This window comes from Pseudoduganella chitinolytica (assembly GCF_029028125.1).
Lineage (GTDB): Bacteria > Pseudomonadota > Gammaproteobacteria > Burkholderiales > Burkholderiaceae_D > Rugamonas > Rugamonas chitinolytica.
The window spans coordinates 5,814,807-5,831,847 of record NZ_CP119083.1; the positions used below are offsets into that span (position 1 = coordinate 5,814,807).

19 protein-coding genes are annotated in these 17,041 nt (G+C 66.8%); 15 read left to right on the forward strand and 4 right to left on the reverse strand.

Annotated elements, in window-relative coordinates; genetic code table 11:
- Nucleotides 1–21: 21 nt before the first annotated feature.
- A complete protein-coding gene (locus PX653_RS25940; RefSeq protein ID WP_277415515.1) occupies nucleotides 22–996 on the reverse strand; it encodes an endonuclease/exonuclease/phosphatase family protein in 975 nt (324 codons plus the stop codon).
- 77 nt (nucleotides 997–1,073) lie between these two features.
- Between PX653_RS25940 and ybaK the strand changes: the two genes are divergently transcribed.
- The 9 genes from ybaK (at nucleotide 1,074) to PX653_RS25985 (ending at nucleotide 7,883) form a co-directional block, all read left to right on the forward strand.
- On the forward strand, nucleotides 1,074–1,565 hold the full coding sequence (ybaK, locus tag PX653_RS25945) for a Cys-tRNA(Pro) deacylase (protein WP_277415516.1): 492 nt from the start codon (nucleotides 1,074–1,076) through the stop codon (nucleotides 1,563–1,565).
- Between the two features lie 66 nt (nucleotides 1,566–1,631).
- Nucleotides 1,632–2,273 carry a glycerol-3-phosphate 1-O-acyltransferase PlsY gene (gene plsY, locus PX653_RS25950; protein WP_277415517.1) on the forward strand — a complete coding sequence of 214 codons (642 nt, stop codon included), beginning with the start codon at nucleotides 1,632–1,634 and terminating at the stop codon, nucleotides 2,271–2,273.
- Nucleotides 2,274–2,350: 77 nt separating this feature from the next.
- On the forward strand, nucleotides 2,351–3,001 hold the full coding sequence (locus tag PX653_RS25955; protein WP_277415518.1) for a DsbA family oxidoreductase: 651 nt from the start codon (nucleotides 2,351–2,353) through the stop codon (nucleotides 2,999–3,001).
- A gap of 103 nt (nucleotides 3,002–3,104) precedes the next feature.
- Nucleotides 3,105–4,142: a GGDEF domain-containing protein gene (locus PX653_RS25960; protein WP_277415519.1), complete on the forward strand. Its 1,038-nt coding sequence runs from the start codon at nucleotides 3,105–3,107 to the stop codon at nucleotides 4,140–4,142.
- Between the two features lie 22 nt (nucleotides 4,143–4,164).
- Entirely contained in the window at nucleotides 4,165–4,455 is a 291-nt protein-coding gene (locus tag PX653_RS25965) for a DUF427 domain-containing protein (protein ID WP_277415520.1), read from the forward strand.
- Nucleotides 4,456–4,545: 90 nt separating this feature from the next.
- Nucleotides 4,546–5,778 carry a metal-dependent hydrolase gene (locus tag PX653_RS25970; protein ID WP_277415521.1) on the forward strand — a complete coding sequence of 411 codons (1,233 nt, stop codon included), beginning with the start codon at nucleotides 4,546–4,548 and terminating at the stop codon, nucleotides 5,776–5,778.
- A gap of 5 nt (nucleotides 5,779–5,783) precedes the next feature.
- Complete coding sequence (locus tag PX653_RS25975) at nucleotides 5,784–6,704, forward strand: ion transporter (RefSeq protein WP_277415522.1); 921 nt, start codon at nucleotides 5,784–5,786, stop codon at nucleotides 6,702–6,704.
- Entirely contained in the window at nucleotides 6,704–7,615 is a 912-nt protein-coding gene (locus PX653_RS25980) for a LysR family transcriptional regulator (protein WP_277415523.1), read from the forward strand. The genes PX653_RS25975 and PX653_RS25980 overlap by 1 nt, the downstream gene beginning before the upstream one ends.
- An 85-nt stretch (nucleotides 7,616–7,700) precedes the next feature.
- Nucleotides 7,701–7,883, forward strand: a complete 183-nt coding sequence (locus PX653_RS25985) for a hypothetical protein (RefSeq protein ID WP_277415524.1) — start codon at nucleotides 7,701–7,703, stop codon at nucleotides 7,881–7,883.
- Nucleotides 7,884–7,914: 31 nt separating this feature from the next.
- On the opposite strand, the gene tsaD is transcribed toward PX653_RS25985, so the two are convergent.
- Nucleotides 7,915–8,946 (reverse strand): tRNA (adenosine(37)-N6)-threonylcarbamoyltransferase complex transferase subunit TsaD, encoded by a 1,032-nt coding sequence (gene tsaD, locus PX653_RS25990; protein ID WP_277415525.1) that lies wholly within the window; start codon nucleotides 8,944–8,946, stop codon nucleotides 7,915–7,917.
- A gap of 173 nt (nucleotides 8,947–9,119) precedes the next feature.
- Here tsaD and PX653_RS25995 point away from each other — a divergent pair, with 173 nt between their 5' ends.
- Nucleotides 9,120–9,416 carry a Rieske (2Fe-2S) protein gene (locus PX653_RS25995; protein ID WP_277415526.1) on the forward strand — a complete coding sequence of 99 codons (297 nt, stop codon included), beginning with the start codon at nucleotides 9,120–9,122 and terminating at the stop codon, nucleotides 9,414–9,416.
- Between the two features lie 36 nt (nucleotides 9,417–9,452).
- Here PX653_RS25995 and PX653_RS26000 read toward each other — a convergent pair whose 3' ends face one another.
- Nucleotides 9,453–10,511, reverse strand: a complete 1,059-nt coding sequence (locus PX653_RS26000) for a 3-deoxy-7-phosphoheptulonate synthase (RefSeq protein ID WP_277415527.1) — start codon at nucleotides 10,509–10,511, stop codon at nucleotides 9,453–9,455.
- Between the two features lie 75 nt (nucleotides 10,512–10,586).
- On the opposite strand from PX653_RS26000, the gene ybiB reads away from it, so the two are divergent.
- Nucleotides 10,587–11,564, forward strand: coding sequence for a DNA-binding protein YbiB (gene ybiB, locus PX653_RS26005; RefSeq protein WP_277415528.1), 978 nt, complete (start codon nucleotides 10,587–10,589; stop codon nucleotides 11,562–11,564).
- Nucleotides 11,565–11,737: 173 nt separating this feature from the next.
- Here the strand turns inward: ybiB and sodC are convergent, their stop codons facing one another.
- Entirely contained in the window at nucleotides 11,738–12,274 is a 537-nt protein-coding gene (sodC, locus tag PX653_RS26010; protein WP_277415529.1) for a superoxide dismutase [Cu-Zn] SodC, read from the reverse strand.
- A gap of 128 nt (nucleotides 12,275–12,402) precedes the next feature.
- Here sodC and PX653_RS26015 point away from each other — a divergent pair, with 128 nt between their 5' ends.
- The 4 genes from PX653_RS26015 to dnaG all read left to right on the forward strand — a co-directional run bounded on the left by PX653_RS26015 (nucleotide 12,403) and on the right by dnaG (nucleotide 16,513).
- Nucleotides 12,403–13,611, forward strand: a complete 1,209-nt coding sequence (locus PX653_RS26015; RefSeq protein ID WP_277415530.1) for a BaiN/RdsA family NAD(P)/FAD-dependent oxidoreductase — start codon at nucleotides 12,403–12,405, stop codon at nucleotides 13,609–13,611.
- A gap of 217 nt (nucleotides 13,612–13,828) precedes the next feature.
- Entirely contained in the window at nucleotides 13,829–14,041 is a 213-nt protein-coding gene (rpsU, locus tag PX653_RS26020; RefSeq protein WP_005665410.1) for a 30S ribosomal protein S21, read from the forward strand.
- 131 nt (nucleotides 14,042–14,172) lie between these two features.
- On the forward strand, nucleotides 14,173–14,622 hold the full coding sequence (locus PX653_RS26025; RefSeq protein ID WP_277415531.1) for a GatB/YqeY domain-containing protein: 450 nt from the start codon (nucleotides 14,173–14,175) through the stop codon (nucleotides 14,620–14,622).
- A gap of 100 nt (nucleotides 14,623–14,722) precedes the next feature.
- On the forward strand, nucleotides 14,723–16,513 hold the full coding sequence (dnaG, locus tag PX653_RS26030; protein ID WP_277418658.1) for a DNA primase: 1,791 nt from the start codon (nucleotides 14,723–14,725) through the stop codon (nucleotides 16,511–16,513).
- Nucleotides 16,514–17,041 lie beyond the last annotated feature (528 nt).

The window sequence follows — 17,041 nt, forward strand, 5'->3', positions numbered from 1 at the left end:
GTCGTACCTTCAGTCGTGCCTTCAGTCGTACAGCCGCAGCCGCACCAGCACTTGCCCGTGGTCGGATGCTTCCGGCTTGGCCAGGCGCAGGTGGTCGTTGAAGTAGCTCACGTCCAGCACCTCGCCGACGGCACGCGACGAGTCGCCCATGAATTCCTCCGACACCAGCACGTGGTCGATGGTCGAATAGCGGCCCTCGTGGATATTGGTGTAGCCCACGTGGCGCAGCGGATCCTGGCTGCGCTGGATGCGGTGGCAGTCGTACAGCCGGCCACGCCGTTCCTCGGTCGCGACCCCTTCGCCGCCGTAGGTACCGCCGTTGCCCAGCACGATCGTCGTCGTGACGGCATCGGCCGTGTCGTTGAAGTCGCCCAGGACGACGCACGGACGGCGCGTCTCGCGCATCAGTTTCGACAGCAGCACGCGCAGCGCCACCGCCTCGGTGCCGCGCCAGACCAGCGAGCGCAGGCTGGCCATCGCGTACTGCAGCGGATCGGCGCCGTTGTCGCCGTTGCGGTAATCCGGCCGGCGCGACTTCAGGTGGACGACGAACACATCGACGGTGCGCCCGCCGGGCAGCAGCACCTGCGCATGCAGCGGCGCGCGGGCAAAACGGTCCGAGTCGACGCTGCCCGAATCGCACGGCACGTCCGCCGGGAAGCTGGGGTAGGTGGTGGCCGGCGCCGCCAGGGGCAGGCGCGAGACCAGCGCCACGCTGGGCGTCAGGCGCGTTGCGCGCGGGTCCGGATCGAAGCCGGCATGCAGCGCCTCGCGGTACTTGCGGGTGCGCGCCAGCACGTCGCGCAGCGCCGCCTGCGAGAAAATCTCCTGGAAGCCGATGACATCCGCATCCAGTTCGTCCAGCTGGCGGGCGATCCAGCTGGCCTTTGCTTCGTACTCTTCAGGGCTCAGGGGCGCGAGGTTGTCGTACAATTTCGCGCCCGGCGGCGCCAGGTTGCAGACATTGAAGGTGGCAAAGCGAATTTCTTGCTGCATAATTAGAAACTCCCATGAGAGACCCGGGGCCGCGGCTGGTGCCCAGTCTCCTTTCATTACGGTTAGCGTATCACGGCATGGCAAAGAAAGAGCACATTTCAGAAACGCCCGCGACCGCGCTGCTGCGCAAGCACCAGGTGGCCTTTTCCGAACACCCCTACCAGTACGAGGAACATGGCGGCACCGCCGTTTCGTCGCAGGCGCTCGGCGTCGACGAGCACCACGTCGTCAAGACGCTCGTCATGCAGGACGAAGCGGCCCGGCCGTTGATCGTGCTGATGCACGGCGACTGCAAGGTCTCGACGAAGAACCTGGCCAGGAATATCGGCTGCAAGTCGGTGGAGCCGTGCAAGCCGGAGGTGGCGCAGCGCCACTCGGGCTACATGGTGGGCGGCACCTCGCCGTTCGGCACCAAGAAAGCCATGCCGGTGTACGTGGAGGAAACGATCCTCGCGCTGGAAACCATTTATATCAATGGCGGCCGGCGTGGCTACCTGGTCGGCATCGGGCCGCAGGTATTGCTCGACGTGCTGCAAGCCAAGCCCGTGCACTGCGCGCTGGCCGATTGATGGGCTCTGCTGTATAGTCGGCAGCCGGCTGCGGCCGACCATAACAATACTGGGAATTTCGGGGAAATGAATACTCTTCTGTTGACGATAGCCGCCTACCTGATCGGCTCGATCTCTTTTGCCGTCGTGGTGAGCAAGGTTTACGGCCTGGACGATCCGCGCACCTACGGCTCCGGCAACCCGGGCGCCACCAACGTGCTGCGCAGCGGCAGCAAGGGCGCCGCCATCTGGACCCTGATCGGCGACGCCTTCAAGGGCTGGCTGGCCGTCTGGCTGACCATCCACTTCGCCAGGGAGCTGGCCGTGGACGACGCCACCATCGGCCTGGTCGCGCTGGCGGTGTTCCTCGGCCACCTGTGGCCCGTGTTCTTCCGCTTCGTCGGCGGCAAGGGCGTGGCCACCGCGCTGGGCGTGCTGCTGGCGCTGAACCCCTGGCTGGGCCTTGCCACGCTGGTGACGTGGCTGGCGGTGGCGTACGCGTTCCGCTATTCGTCGCTGGCGGCCCTGATCGCGTCGCTGTTCGCCCCGTTCTACTATGGCCTGCTGTTCGGCGTCGATCCGCAGTTCTTCGCGGTCCTCTTGATGAGCGCCCTGCTGATCTGGCGCCATGCGAAGAACATCGGCAACCTGATCGCCGGCAAGGAAAGCCGCATCGGCAGCAAGGGCAAGGGCAAGGAAAAAGCCGCGGCGGTCGCAAAGAAGAAGTAACCCGCTTGTAAAACCGGCGGCGATCCTCATCATGCAGGGATAGCCGCCGCCGGCGGCACCTCGACAGAAAGGCCGCCATGGCAACCGTCCGCATCGACTTCGTTTCCGACGTTTCCTGCCCCTGGTGCGCGATCGGCCTGCGCTCGCTGGAAACGGCCCTGGAGCGCATCGGCCCCGGGATCGCGGCCGAGATCCACTTCCAGCCCTTCGAACTGAACCCCAACATGGGGCGCGAGGGCCAGGACATCACGGAACACATCGCCGAGAAATACGGCTCCACACCCGAGCAGCAGGAGCAGTCGCGCGTGATGATCCGCCAGCGCGGCGCCGACGTGGGCTTCACGTTCGCGATGGACAAGCGCAGCCGCATCTACAACACCTTCGACGCGCACCGCCTGCTGCACTGGGCCGAGGGCAGCGGCCGCCAGAAGGCACTCAAGCACGCGCTGCTGGAGGCGTATTTCACCAACGGCGAAGACCCCAGCTCGCACGACACGCTGCTGCGCGCGGCCGAGAAGGCGGGCCTGGACCTGCGCGCGGCCCAGGACGTGCTGGAGTCGGACCGCTATGCCGACGAGGTGCGCGAGGTGGAGGCATTCTGGCAGCAGCATGGCATCCACTCGGTGCCGGCCGTCATCATCAACCAGCGCCACCTGATCTCGGGCGGCCAGCCGCCGGAACTGTTCGAGCAGGCGCTGCGTCAGATCGCCGCCGGCAGCGACAGCTGACCAGGCGGGGGCCGATACAACGGCTGAGTGGTGACCCGGGCGGCGGTTTGCGCCCCTGGCCATTTGCGCTACACTCCCCGCACGTATCGAACCGAAAGAGTGCATGGCCGCCGCTGAACAGATTTTCCCCACCTTTCCCCAGCCGGCGGACGAGCAGGCCAGGCTCGCCGCCCTGCACCGCAGCGCGGCGCTCGACCATGCGGCGGGGCCCGATTTCCTGTTCCTGACCGAGCTGGCGGCCCGGCTGTGCGACGTGCCGTATGCATTCATCGCCCTGGTGGACGCGGAGCGCGCTTGGACCCGCGCTTGCGTCGGCCTGCAGCTGGAGTCGCTGCCGCGCAGCCAGGCCTACTGCGCGTGGACCGTACTGGGCGACGCCCCGATGGAAATCCCCGACACCCTGGCCGACCCGCGCAGTGCCGCGCTGGCGCTGACGACGGGCGCCCCGTTCGTGCGCCGCTACAGCGCCGTGCCGCTGCGCACCGGCGAGGGCCATTCTATCGGTACGCTGTGCGTGCTGGACAGCCGCCCGGGCGGGCTGACGCCGGACCAGCGCGACACGCTGGCCCGCCTGGCGCGCCAGGTCATCGCGCTGATCGAGGCGCGCGCCAACGAGGTGGCGCTGCGCCAGTCGATGGCCCGGCTGGAGGAGCTGGCCACGACCGATGAGCTGACGGGCCTGCACAACCGCCGCTCGCTGCTGCACCGGTTGAAGTTCGAGGTGGCGCGGGCGCGCCGCTTCCGCGCGCCGCTGGCCGCCGTCATGATCGACCTGGACCACTTCAAGCACGTCAACGACGAGCATGGCCACGCGATGGGCGACAAGGTGCTGGCCGCCGTCGGCAAGCTGGTGCGGGACAACGTGCGGATGATCGACGTGGCGGCGCGCTACGGCGGCGAGGAGCTGTGCCTGCTGCTGCCGAACACGCCGCGCGAGGGTGCGTTCAAGATGGCGGAAACGCTGCGCGCCCGCGTGGAAGCGCAAGTGCACATGGATGGCGCGCGCCGCGTGCCCGTCACCGCCAGCTTCGGCGTCGGCGCGTTCGACCACATGGGGATCGACGACGCCGACAGCCTGCTGCGCGCGGCGGACGAGGCGCTGTACCGCGCCAAGGAAAACGGCCGCAATCGGGTCGAGTGAAGCGCAAATCAAGGAGAACAGCATGCCCAAGGCCGTCTGGAACGGTGCCGTCATTGCCGAGGCGCCGGAACACGAGATCGAGATCGTCGAGCACAACATCTACTTTCCGCTCGAACGCGTCAAGCGCGAATACCTGAAGGACAGCCCCCACACGACGATGTGTCCGTGGAAGGGCGTGGCCAGCTATTACGACGTCGAGGTGGACGGCAAGGTCAACAAGAACGCCGCGTGGTATTACGCCACGCCGTCCGAGGCCGCCAAGGCGATCAAAGGGCGGGTGGCGTTCTGGCATGGGGTGGAAGTGAGTCATTGAACCCTTGGGGACAGGCTCCTTTCTTCGCGTCGGCGACTCGAAGAAGGGAGCCTGTCCCCGGTGTCGTTCCGGGTCGGTTACCATTTCGCCATGGACAACATCACCCACTCCTTCGTCGGCCTCGGTGTCGGCGAACTGGTACAGCGCTCGCTGCCCGCCGAACCCGACGCGGCGCGCCAGCGCACCCGCCACCGCCTGCTGCTGACGGCCTGCGCCGCGGCCAGCAATTTTCCCGACCTCGACCTGTTCCTGACGCACCTGCTGCCGGCGCCGCTGGGCTACCTGCTGCACCACCGGGGCCATACGCATACGCTGCTGTACGCGCTGCCGCAGGCATTGCTGCTGCTGGCGTTGCTGTGGGCCTTGTGGCCCAACGCGCGCCGGCTGCTGCGCACCAGCGGGCCGGCCCGCCTGGGCCTGGGCCTGGCGATCGTGCTGGGCTTCTGCCTGCACCTGTCGATGGATTTCCTGAACTCGTACGGCATCCACCCGTTCTACCCGTTCGATCCGCGCTGGTTCTACGGCGACATGGTGTTCATCGTGGAGCCCGTGTTCTGGATCGCGTTCGGCGTGCCGCTGGCGCTGGCGATCCCGCACCGCCTGCTGCGTGCGGCCGCGCTGACGGGCCTCGTCGTGTTCGTGCTGGGGGCCACCTGGCGCGGCTACCTGGACTGGCGTTCGCTGGCGGCGCTGCTGGTCATCGGCGGCGCCATCGCGGCCCTGCGCGTCACGCGCCGGCACAGCCGTTGCGCGCTGGCGCTGGCCGCGGCGATCGCCATCGGCTTCATTGCCGTGCAGGGCGCCACCTCGGCGCTGGGGCGCCAGCGCATCACGGCCGCGCTGCAGGCGATCGATCCGGCCGCGCGCGTGCTGGACGTGGCGATGACGGCCTATCCGGCCCAGCCCCTGTGCTGGGCGTTCGTGTCGATCGAATCGAACGAAGCGGCCGGGCAGTACCGGCTGCGGCGGGGATCGCTGAGCCTTGCGCCCGCGTGGATGCCGGTCGCCAGCTGCCCGGGCGGGTTTGCCGATCCAGCCGCCGCCGATCCGGCGGCGCCCGGTATCGCGCTGGCACCGCCGTGGCAGGGCGACCTGGCGCTGCTGCGCACCCTGGCGCGCAGCGACTGCCACGTCAATGCCTGGCTGCGCTATGCGCGCATGCCGGCGGTAACCAGGGACGAGGCCAGCGACCTGCGCTACGCGGCCACGCCGCGCGGTAATTTCACCGCGTTGCCGCTCGAGCCGGCGGGCCGGACACCCTGCGGCGACGTGCCGCGCTGGGGATACCCGCGCGCCGACCTGCTGGGGGCTGCGCTAAGATGACCGGCATGTCTACCGAGATGCAACCCGACCGCGGGCCGCCCGATCGCGGGCCCGACCCCACGCCGCCCGTGCGCACCACCGACCCGCAGCAGCGCCTGGGCAAGCCCGACGGCGGCTGGCGCGCGCGGATGTACGAGGTCATCTTCGAATCGGAGACGCGCAAGGGCCGCGCCTTCGACCTGGCGCTGATCGCCGCCATCCTGCTGTCGGTGCTGGCGGCCGTGCTGTCGTCGATCGAGTCGATTGCGCGCAACCACGCCGACTGGCTGGTGGCCGCCGAATGGTGCTTCACGATCCTGTTCTCGTTCGAATACATCGCCCGCATCGTCTGCGTGCGCCGCCCGCTGCTGTACGCGCGCAGCTTCTTCGGCGTGATCGACCTGCTGTCGATCCTGCCCAGTTATATCTCGCTGTTCGTGCCGGGCGCGCACGTGCTGCTGGACGTGCGCATCCTGCGCCTGCTGCGCATCTTCCGCATCCTCAAGCTGACGCTCTACATCCAGGAATACAGCATGCTGGGCGACGCGCTGCTGGCCAGCCGCCGCAAGATCCTCGTGTTCCTGTCCACGGTGTTCCTGATCGTGTTCCTGCTGGGGACCGTGATGTACGTGGTGGAAGGCCCGGCGCACGGCTATACCAGCATTCCCGTCGGCGTCTACTGGGCCATTTCGACCGTGACGACCGTCGGCTTCGGCGACCTGGTGCCGAAGACGGACATCGGCCGCGCCATCGCGTCGTTCATGATGCTGCTGGGCTGGGGCATCCTGGCCGTCCCGACCGGCATCATCAGCTCCGAGATCACGCACCAGCGCGGCGTGCGCCTGCTGGCCGGGCGCTCCTGCACCCGCTGCATGACGCGGGGCCACGAAGCCACGGCACGCTACTGCAAGCAGTGCGGCAAGGCGCTGCCGGCGCTGGTCGAGTAGTGGACCGGCTGCACCTGATGACGGTGTTCGTCGCCGTCGCCGAGGAGCAGGGCTTTGCCGCGGGCGCACGGCGCCTGGGCTTGTCCCCGGCCGCCGTCACGCGCGCCGTGGCGGCGCTGGAGGAGCGCCTGAGCGTGCGCCTGCTCGAACGCAGCACGCGCCACGTGCGCGTGACGGAGGCGGGCCAGCGCTACCTGGACGACTGCCGGCGCCTGCTGGCCGAGCTGGACGAAGCCGACGAAGCGGCGGCCGGCCTGAATGCCGCGCCGCGCGGTCTGCTGGCGATCACGGCGCCCGTGCTGTTCGGGCGCATGTACGTCATGCCCGGCATCGTCGATTACCTGCAACGGTATCCCGGGACGGAGGTGTCCGCTGTGTTCGTCGACCGCGTCACCAACCTGCTGGAAGAGGGTTTTGACGTGGCGGTGCGCATCGGCGAGCTGCCCGATTCGGGGCTGCGCGCCTTGCGCGTGGGTCAGGTGCGGCGCATGATCTGCGCGGCGCCCGGCTACCTTGCCACGCAGGGCGAGCCGCGCATACCGGCCGACCTGGCGGGCCATACGATCGTCGCCAGCACGGGCGCCAGTACCCAGCCGGAATGGCGCTTCCGGGAAGGCGGCGCGGTGCGCGGGTACCGCATGCGCCCGCGCCTGACGGTCACGAGCAACGACAGCGCCATCGAAGCGGTGCGCCACGGGCTGGGGATCGCGCGGCTGCTGTCTTACCAGGTGGCGCCGCTGCTGGCCTCCGGCGCGCTGGTGCCCCTGCTGGAACAATTCGAGTTGCCGCCGGTGCCCGTCAACATCGTGCACCGGGAGGGGCGGCATGGCACGGCACGGGTGCGGGCGCTGATCGACCTGCTGGCCGCACGATTGCGCGGCGACCCCGCGCTGGACTGGACTGTAGCCTGACGGTAACGGAAATTTACCAATTGGGTGGCAATGGCATGCAAATTGCTGGTACATTTGTCTGTATAGACAAATCGAGGAGACCGGCATGAATGAATCCGTTGACGACCACAATAAATCCCACGCCCCGAGCCCGGCCAAGCCGTTGCGCAGCGAGCGCATGGCGGCGCGTGGTGTCGACCTGAAGAAGAAGCCCGTGCGCACGGGTGCCGTGGCCGCTGGAGGCCTGTTGGCCCTGGTGGGCCTGGCAGCTATGTTGCTGGGTAGTTAATTCAATCGCCCATTGACGCCCGCCGGGCGTTTCAGACGACTTTCAGCTCGTCCAGCGGCCAGCGGGGCCGCACATTGAAGCCGTACTCGCGCCGTGCCGCCTGGGGATTGATCGACAGGCGCATGGCGCCCGCGAAGGCGATCATGGCGCCGTTGTCGGTGCAAAATTCCAGTTCCGGGTAGTACACGCGGAAACGTTTTTTCGCGGCCGCCGCGTTCAGCGCGGCGCGCAGCTGGCTGTTCGCGCCCACGCCGCCGGCGATCACGAGGCGTTTCAGGCCCGTCTGCTTCAGCGCGGCCACGCATTTCGCCGTCAGCACGTCCACGATGGCATCGACGAAGCCGCGCGCGATGTTGGCCTTGTCCTGCTCGCATACATTCGCTGCGGCGCTGTTCTTCACCACTGTCAGCACGGCCGTCTTCAGGCCGGAAAAGCTGAAGTTCAGGTCTTTCGAGTGCAGCATGGGGCGCGGCAGCTTGTAGGCCAGCGGGTCGCCGAATTCGGCCAGGCGCGAGATGGCCGGGCCGCCCGGGTAGCCGAGGCCCAGCAGCTTGGCCGACTTGTCGAAGGCCTCGCCGGCCGCGTCGTCCAGCGTCTCGCCCAGCAGCTCGTACTGGCCGACGCCGTCCACCCGCATCAGCTGCGTGTGGCCGCCCGAGACCAGCAGGGCAACGAACGGAAACTCGGGCGGGTCGGAGGCCAGCAGCGGCGACAGCAGGTGGCCTTCCAGGTGGTGCACGCCCAGCACGGGCTTGTCCAGCGCCAGGCCCAGGCTGCACGCGATCGACGACCCCACCAGCAGGGCGCCTGCCAGGCCGGGGCCTTGCGTGTAGGCGATGGCATCGATGGCCTGCGGCGCGATGCCGGCCCCCTTCAACGTCTGTTCCAGCAGCGGGATGGCACGACGGATATGGTCGCGCGACGCCAGCTCCGGCACCACGCCGCCGTACTCCTCGTGCATCGCCACCTGCGAATACAGGGCATGGGAGAGCAGGCCGCGCGCTGTGTCATACAGGGCCAGGCCGGTTTCGTCACAGGAGGATTCGACGCCGAGAACGATCATGGGGACGCTGCAAAGTAAATGGGCAATCCGCCATTGTAATGGAAAGCCGGCGGGCCGTCGCGGGGCGCCGCCGCACCGCAGCGGTGCAGCGCCGCCGCATTCTGGCGGCCGGCGAGTGGCATCGCTCTTGCTAAACCTTGTGGTGGGCGGCGCAGCCCGCCAAAGGAGAAGCGATGCAGGAGCACTGGAAGCAGGTATGCAGGATCAGGGACATCCCGGCCACGGGCGCCTACGTGGTGCCGCGCGGCCTGGCGTGGCAGGAGCTGCCGGGCGTGGCGCTATCCAGGACGGCAGACGACGCCATCGTCGCGCTGCTGGACAGCCCGGGCCTGCCGGAGGAAGCACCGCGGCACTACCGCGTCAAGGTGGAGGCGGGCCGGGTCTACCTGGATTTCGCGGAGCTGAACGCCCCGGCCAGCCGCGCCGAGGCGGCGCTGGCGGGCAAAACCCGGGACAGACCCTGGTTCTGAGGAAATTTCTTGAGAACAGGGGTCTGTCCCGGGTTTTTATGGGCGGCCGCGCAGTTCGGCGTGGGCCGCGCGCAGCATCTGCGCCGTCGTGTCCCAGTCGATGCAGGCATCGGTGACGGAGCAGCCGTACTTCAGCTCGGCCAGGTCGGCCGGGATCTTCTGGTTGCCCGCCTCGATGTTCGACTCGATCATCACGCCCACCAGCGACTTGTTGCCGTGGACGATCTGGTTGATCACGTCCGTCATTACGAGCGGCTGCAGTTCCGGCTTCTTGTAGCTGTTCGCGTGCGAGCAGTCCACCACGATATTGGCCGGCAGCTTGGCCTTGGCCAGCGCCTGCTCGGCGATCGTGACGGAGACGGAATCGTAGTTGGGGCGGCCGTCGCCGCCGCGCAGCACCACGTGGCCATAGGCGTTGCCGCGCGTGCGCACGACGGAGACGTTGCCTTCGCCGTTGATGCCCAGGAACGCGTGCGGGTTGGCCGCGGACAGGATGGCGTTGATGGCGATGCTGATGTCGCCGTCGGTGCCATTCTTGAAGCCCACCGGCGTGGACAGGCCGGACGACATCTCGCGGTGCGTCTGCGATTCCGTCGTGCGCGCGCCAATCGCGGTCCAGGCGATCAGGTCGCCCAGGTACTGCGGCGAGATCGGGTCCAGCGCCTCGGTCGCCGTCGGCAGGCCCAGCTCGCACACGTCCAGCAGGAACTGGCGCGCCTTTTCCATGCCGACGTCGACGCGGAATGAGTCGTCCATGAACGGATCGTTGATATAGCCCTTCCAGCCCGTCGTCGTGCGCGGCTTCTCGAAATACACCCGCATCACCAGCAGCATCGTGTCCTTGACCTCTTCCTGCAGCAGCTTCAGGCGGCGCGCATAGTCCAGGCCGGCGACGGGATCGTGGATCGAGCAGGGGCCGACGACGACGAACAGGCGCTTGTCCTTGCGATCGAGGATGTTGCGCAGGTCTTCGCGGCCCTTCGTCACGGTGTCCGAAGCGGCTTGGGTCAGCGGCAGCTTCGCGTGCAGGGCGGCCGGGGTCGGCATGGTCGCGAACGAGGTGACGTTAATATTTTCGAGATCGGGTGCAATCATGGTTGTGTCTGCTTCTAGCGTGTGTTTTCTTCAGGGGATCGAATAGTGTAGCCGAAATAATGTAAGCTGTTTGACATGACCATCGAATCCACCGTCACACCATTCCCCGCCGCGCTGTTCATCAAGGAGATCGGGCGGGGCCAGAAGGGCGCCCGCAGCATGAGCCGCGAGGATGCCTTCAACCTGTACCGGGCCATGCTGGAAGGCCGCGTGTCGGACCTCGAGCTGGGCGCCATCCTGCTGGCGATGCGCATCAAGGGCGAGTCGGTCGACGAACTGGCCGGCTTCCTCGATGCCGCCGAAGCATCGTTCCCGCCGCTGCACGGGCCGGCCGGCGAGTTCGTCCCGGTCGTCATCCCCAGCTACAACGGCGCCCGCAAGATGGCCAACCTGACGGCGCTGCTGTCCCTGCTGCTGGCACGCGCCGGCGTGCCCGTGCTGGTGCACGGCGTGCCGGATGATCCGGGCCGCATCACCACCGCCGAAGTCTTCGCCGAACTGGGCATCCACGCCGCGCCGTCGCCGCAAGCGGCCGAGGCGGCGCTGGCCGACGGTCACGTCAGCTTCATCACGATCGACGCCCTGGCGCCGGAATTGGCCCACATGCTGTCGCTGCGGCGCGTGCTGGGCGTGCGCAATTCCACGCACACGCTGGTGAAGATCATGCAGCCGTTCGCCGGCCCGGCGCTGCGGCTGGTGTCGTACACACACCCGGAGTACCTGGAAACGCTGGGGGAATATTTCACGACGGCGGCCCCGCACGAGCGCGGCGACGCGTTCCTGATGCGCGGCACGGAAGGGGAGACGGTGGCCAACGCCACCAAGGCGCAGAAGATCGACTGGTTCCACGCGGGCGAACGCACGGTGCTGGTGGAACGGCAAATGATCGCCGAGCACCTGCCCGCGCTGCCGGAAGACAAGAGCGCCGCCGCGACAGCCGCCTGGATCCGCTCGGTGCTGGACGGCACGATCCCCATCCCCGATCCGATCGCCCAGCAGGTGGGCCACGTCATCGACACGGCCCGCGCGCTGCGCCAGCGCTATCCAGGCTAAGCACCCCACCAGCCGCAACCCCACGGCCCAGCCCGTGTGCCACCACGGGGTCAGTCACCAAAACGGGACACGAACGCGGCCGTACGGCACGCCGTCGCAAACAACAGCCCAGCCCGTGTCCCACAAAGGGGTCTGACCCCGCGGTGGGACACGGGCTCAGCCGTAGCGGACGCTTACTTTGTTGCGACGTCGGCAATGACGCCGCAGGCGATGCGGCCGCCGCCACCGCCCAGCGGGGCTGGCGCGTCGGCGTAGTTGTCGCCGCCGGCGTGGATCATCAGTGCGCGACCCTTGACGTCGGCCAGCGTTTTCAGCTGGGGCGCGACGACGGGCTTCAGCGCCGAGCCGCTGCTGTCCACTTCCAGCGCGGGCAGGTCGCCCAGGTGGCCGCCGTTGCCGGGGCCCTTGTGGGCGTTGCTGCCGTGCGGGTCCAGGTGGCCGCCCGCGGCACCGGCCGGGGCCACTTTGCCGTTGACGGGACCTTCGCCGCAGTTGCCGTTCATGTGGACGTGGAAGCCGCGCTGGCCTGGCGGCAGGCCTTGCAGCGCGGGCGTGAACTGCAGGCCGCCCGGGGTTTCGGTGATCGTCACGCTGCCCAGCGAGCGGTCGCCGTCCTTGCTGGCGACGGAATGGATCGGCACGGTGATCTGGGCGTGGGCGACGGCGGACAAGCCCAGTGCGGCCAGCGTGAAGGACAGACGAGTAAGCATGGTGGCTCCTGTTGGTTGTTGTTCAGAAAACAAGGCAGCATACCGCATGTCGTACCGCCGCGTCCGCAAAAAGCCGCAGCCAGACGGGGCCGTCTCGCGTAAAATGGCGGGTTTGACCGGGGCGGACGATGGCGAAACAGTTTGATGTGGCAGTGATTGGCGCGGGCGCGGCCGGCATGATGTGCGCGGCGGCGGCGGGCCAGCGCGGCAGGAAGGTCGTGCTGATCGATCACGCCTCGAAACTCGCCGAGAAGATCCGCATCTCCGGCGGCGGCCGCTGCAACTTCACCAATATCAATGCGGGGCCGGCCAACTTCCTGTCCGAAAATCCGCACTTTGCCAAGAGCGCCCTGTCGCGCTACACGCCGCAGGATTTCCTCACCCTCGTCAGGAAATACCGTATCGCCTACCACGAGAAGCACCGGGGCCAGCTGTTCTGCGACGACTCCGCCGAGCAGATCATCGAGATGTTGAAGGCCGAGTGCGCCGCCGGCGACGTCCACTGGCGCATGCCTGCCAAGGTCGAGACGCTGGACCAGACCGACACCGGCTTCCTGCTGCACACCGACAGCGGCGACATCGAAGCGGCCAACGTCGTCATCGCCACGGGCGGCCTGTCGATCCCGAAGATCGGCGCGACCGACTTCGGCTACCGCATCGCCAAGCAGTTCGGCCTGCAGATGGTCGAACCCCGTCCGGCCCTGGTGCCGCTGACGTTCGACGAAGCCCAATGGCAGCCCTTCGTCCCGCTGGCCGGCATCTCGCTGGAAGTGGACGTGACGACGGGTACCCTGAAAGGCCGCAAGGCCACGGGCGCGCGCTTCCGTGAAGACCTGCTGTTTACGCACCGCGGCCTGTCGGGCCCTGCCATCCTGCAGATCTCCAGCTTCTGGCAACCGGGCGAGCCGATCACGATCGACCTGCTGCCGGAGATGGACGTCGCCCAGGCGCTGATCGAAGGCAAGGGCACGCAGAAGAAGCAGCTGGGCAACGTCATCGCCCAGTGGCTGCCGGCGCGCCTGGCGGAAGGCCTGCTGACGGCGCACGGCTTCGCGCACGACGCCCGCCTGGCCGACCTGCCGGATGCGCAGCTGCGCAAGCTGGGGCAAGCCCTGAACGCATGGACGATCACGCCGAACGGCTCCGAAGGCTACCGCAAGGCCGAAGTGACGCGCGGCGGCGTCGACACGAAGGAACTCTCGCAGCAGACGATGATGGCGAACAAGGTGCCGGGCTTGTACTTTATTGGCGAGACTGTCGACGTGACGGGGTGGCTGGGCGGCTACAACTTCCAGTGGGCCTGGGCTTCCGGGATGGCGGCCGGGCTGGCAATCTGATATCATTCCGGTCCCGCAGCGATTGTTTCCCAGGCAGTCGCGGCGGTTCTTGATGTTAGCGGGGCAGGAGTTAGCGGGGCAGGCCAGCCCGTTCAGATGCGATTTCCGCAGAACCCGCCTGCCGGGCCAGTGTGGCAATCGCGCCTATTGTATATCTGGACAAATGCTGCTAATATCGCTGTCTTCCTAAAAACCCTCTAACGGTTTGAATTTTTACATGACCACTATTCGCCTTAAAGAAAACGAGCCGTTCGAAGTCGCCATGCGCCGCTTCAAGCGCACCATCGAAAAAACCGGTCTGCTGACCGAACTGCGTGCGCGCGAGTTCTACGAGAAGCCAACCGCAGAGCGCAAGCGCAAGCTGGCCGCTGCCGTGAAGCGCCACTACAAGCGCATCCGCAGCCAGCAACTGCCGAAGAAGCTGTACTAATTCCCGCTTTCGCAACGGGCCTGCCGACGGCGCACTTCGCCTCCTGGCTCGTCTGGCGTTCGCGCTCACCCGCTCCGGCCCGGCCGCAGCGGGTTTTTCGTTTTGTCCTTAACTATTTTCCCGAGGTTGCCATGAGCCTGAAAGCCCAGATTTCCGAAGACATGAAAGCCGCCATGCGCGCAAAAGAAACCGGCAAGCTGGCCACGATCCGCCTGCTGCTGGCCGAGATCAAGCGCAAGGAAGTGGACGAGCAGATCGAGGTGAACGACGACCAGACCGTCGCCATCGTCGAGAAGATGATCAAGCAGCGCAAGGATTCGATCACCCAGTTCGAAGCGGGCGGCCGCGCCGACCTGGCCGATATCGAGAAGGCCGAGCTGGCCGTGCTGACGGCCTACATGCCGGCCGGCCTGTCGGATGACGAAATCGCCGCTGAAGTCAAAGCCGCCGTCGCCGAATCCGGTGCCGCCGGCCCGCAGGACATGGGCAAGGTCATGGCCATCCTGAAGCCGAAGCTGGCCGGCCGTGCCGACATGACCGTCGTGTCCGGTCTCGTCAAGAAAGCGCTGGTGCCGGCATAATTGTCCGGCCCTGCCGTGGTGCCACCGCGCGCCACGGCCGACCTGAGTTGTAACCACTGCGACACCACCCGTGCGAATTCCAGAGTCATTCATTTCCGATCTGCTCAACCGTGTCGACATCGTCGACGTGGTGGGCCGCTACGTGCAGCTGAAAAAGGCCGGCGCCAACTACCAGGGCCTGTGCCCGTTCCACAACGAGAAGTCGCCCAGCTTTACCGTCAGCCCGACCAAGCAGTTCTATCACTGCTTTGGCTGCAGCGCGCACGGCACGTCGATCGGCTTCCTGATGGAATATTCGGGCATGGGCTTCGTCGACGCGGTCAAGGACCTGGCGCAGGGCGTGGGCATGGTCGTGCCGGAAGAGGACGACAAGATCCCGCCGGCCCAGCGCGCCCAGATGCAGGCGCAGAGCATGGCGCTATCGGAGGCGATGAAGCTGGCGGCCGAGTATTACAAGAACCAGTTGCGCCAGGCGCCTAACGCCATCGCCTATTTGAAGGGGCGCGGCCTGACGGGCGAGGTGGCGGCGCGCTTCGCGCTGGGCTACGCGCCCGAAGGCTGGGACAACCTGCGCAGCGTCTTCCCCGACTACGATGCGGTGGCGCTGGTCGAAGCCGGCCTTGTCATCGACAAGGTGGACGAGGAAGGCCGTCACATCAAGCGCTACGACCGCTTCCGCGAGCGCATCATGTTCCCGATCCGCAACGTCAAGGGCCAGGTCATCGCCTTTGGCGGCCGCATCATGGAGCAGGGCGAACCAAAGTACTTGAATTCCCCGGAGACGCCTTTATTTTCAAAGGGTTCCGAGCTGTATGGCCTGTTCGAGGCACGCCAGGCGATCCGCGACGCGGGCTACGTGCTGGTGACGGAAGGGTATATGGACGTGGTGGCGCTGGCACAGATGGGCTTCCCGCATGCGGTGGCCACGCTGGGCACGGCATGCACGACGATCCACGTGCAGAAACTGTTGCGTCAAACCGACACGGTGATCTTCAGTTTCGACGGCGACAAGGCCGGCCGTCGTGCCGCGCGCCGCGCGCTGGAAGCCTGCCTGCCGCACGTGTCGGACGACAAGACGATCAAGTTCCTGTTCCTGCCGTCCGAGCACGACCCGGACAGCTATATCCGGGAGCATGGGGCGGAAGGCTTCGAGCAGCAGATCGTCGAGGCGATGCCGCTGTCGCAGTTCCTGCTGCGCGAGGCGGCGGGCGAGCATGACCTGAGCGAGCCGGAAGGGCGCGCCCGCGCGCAGTTCGACGCCAAGCCGATGCTGCAGGCGATGACGCCGTCGGCGCTGCGGCTGCAGATCGTGCACGGGCTGGCGTCGATGACGCAGAGCACCACCGGCGAGATCGAGCAGCTGTTCGAGCTGAGCAAACCGGTGGCGGCGAACCGCAAGGCGCCGCCCCGCAGCAAGCGACCGGAGCCGATGGGGCTGGAGCGCAAGATGATCCGCGCGCTGGTGACGCACCCGTCGCTGGCGCTGAACATGGACGAGGAAGCGTTGGAAGCGTGCCAGCAGTTCGGCCCCGACCAATACGACCACCTGCTGCACCTGGTGCAGCTGGCGCAGTCGCTGGGCCCGAACGGCACGTTTGCCGCGCTGGCCCAGCAATTGAAGGAGCAGGGCACGGAATACGACGCGATCGTCGGCGAAATCGCCGCCGCGCCGGAGCCGGATATCGATACTGAGCGGCTGTGGCTGGCGGCGACGATCCGGCAATTGAAACTGGAACAGGTCAGGAGCCAGATTAATATCCTGATGGCCGCGATCAACGAGGCAATCCTTGCGAAAGAGCCAACGGACGTGCTGACGACGGGCTATCGCGAATTAAAGGCCATGGAAGACCAGCTGCTGCGCGAGCAGGAAGCGGATAAAAGTTATCGCTGACCCGGCCGATTGCCCGACCGGGCCCGTTCTGGTAATCGAAAAGTGACGTGCTATAATAAAACGCTAAGTATTTGATTACTTTGGCAAGGTTCGCAGTTCAGAATTTGTGTTTGTTTTCAGTGAGTTAGGCTCTCGAACGGGGCGCTGTGGCAGCGCCGGCGGTGGGAAGCAGGACGACGACGAAACGGCGCGAGTTACTTGTCGCCCCCAATCGGTATGCAACCGGCAAACAGTTTCAATGCCGCGTCCGCATCGTCCACTCTAGCCCCCGCGCGCTGTCATACAGTAGAATTTCCGCCACAGTTGGCCGAAGTACAAAAGGTACGTTCGGCTGCCGGTCCGTCGGCGGGTTCAGGTCTGTCGCCGGGAGTCTGCAAGGAGCAGCAGAAGTAGCAGTGCCGTAGCATAGCAAGCCCGTGGAAGGACCCCTGCGAAGGAGGTCTGGCCGGGAACGCCGCTGTATCGGTAGGGGTGGCGAATGGCCGGATTGGCAAGCGCAGGGATTCGACGGTCCGCGGGATGGCGGCA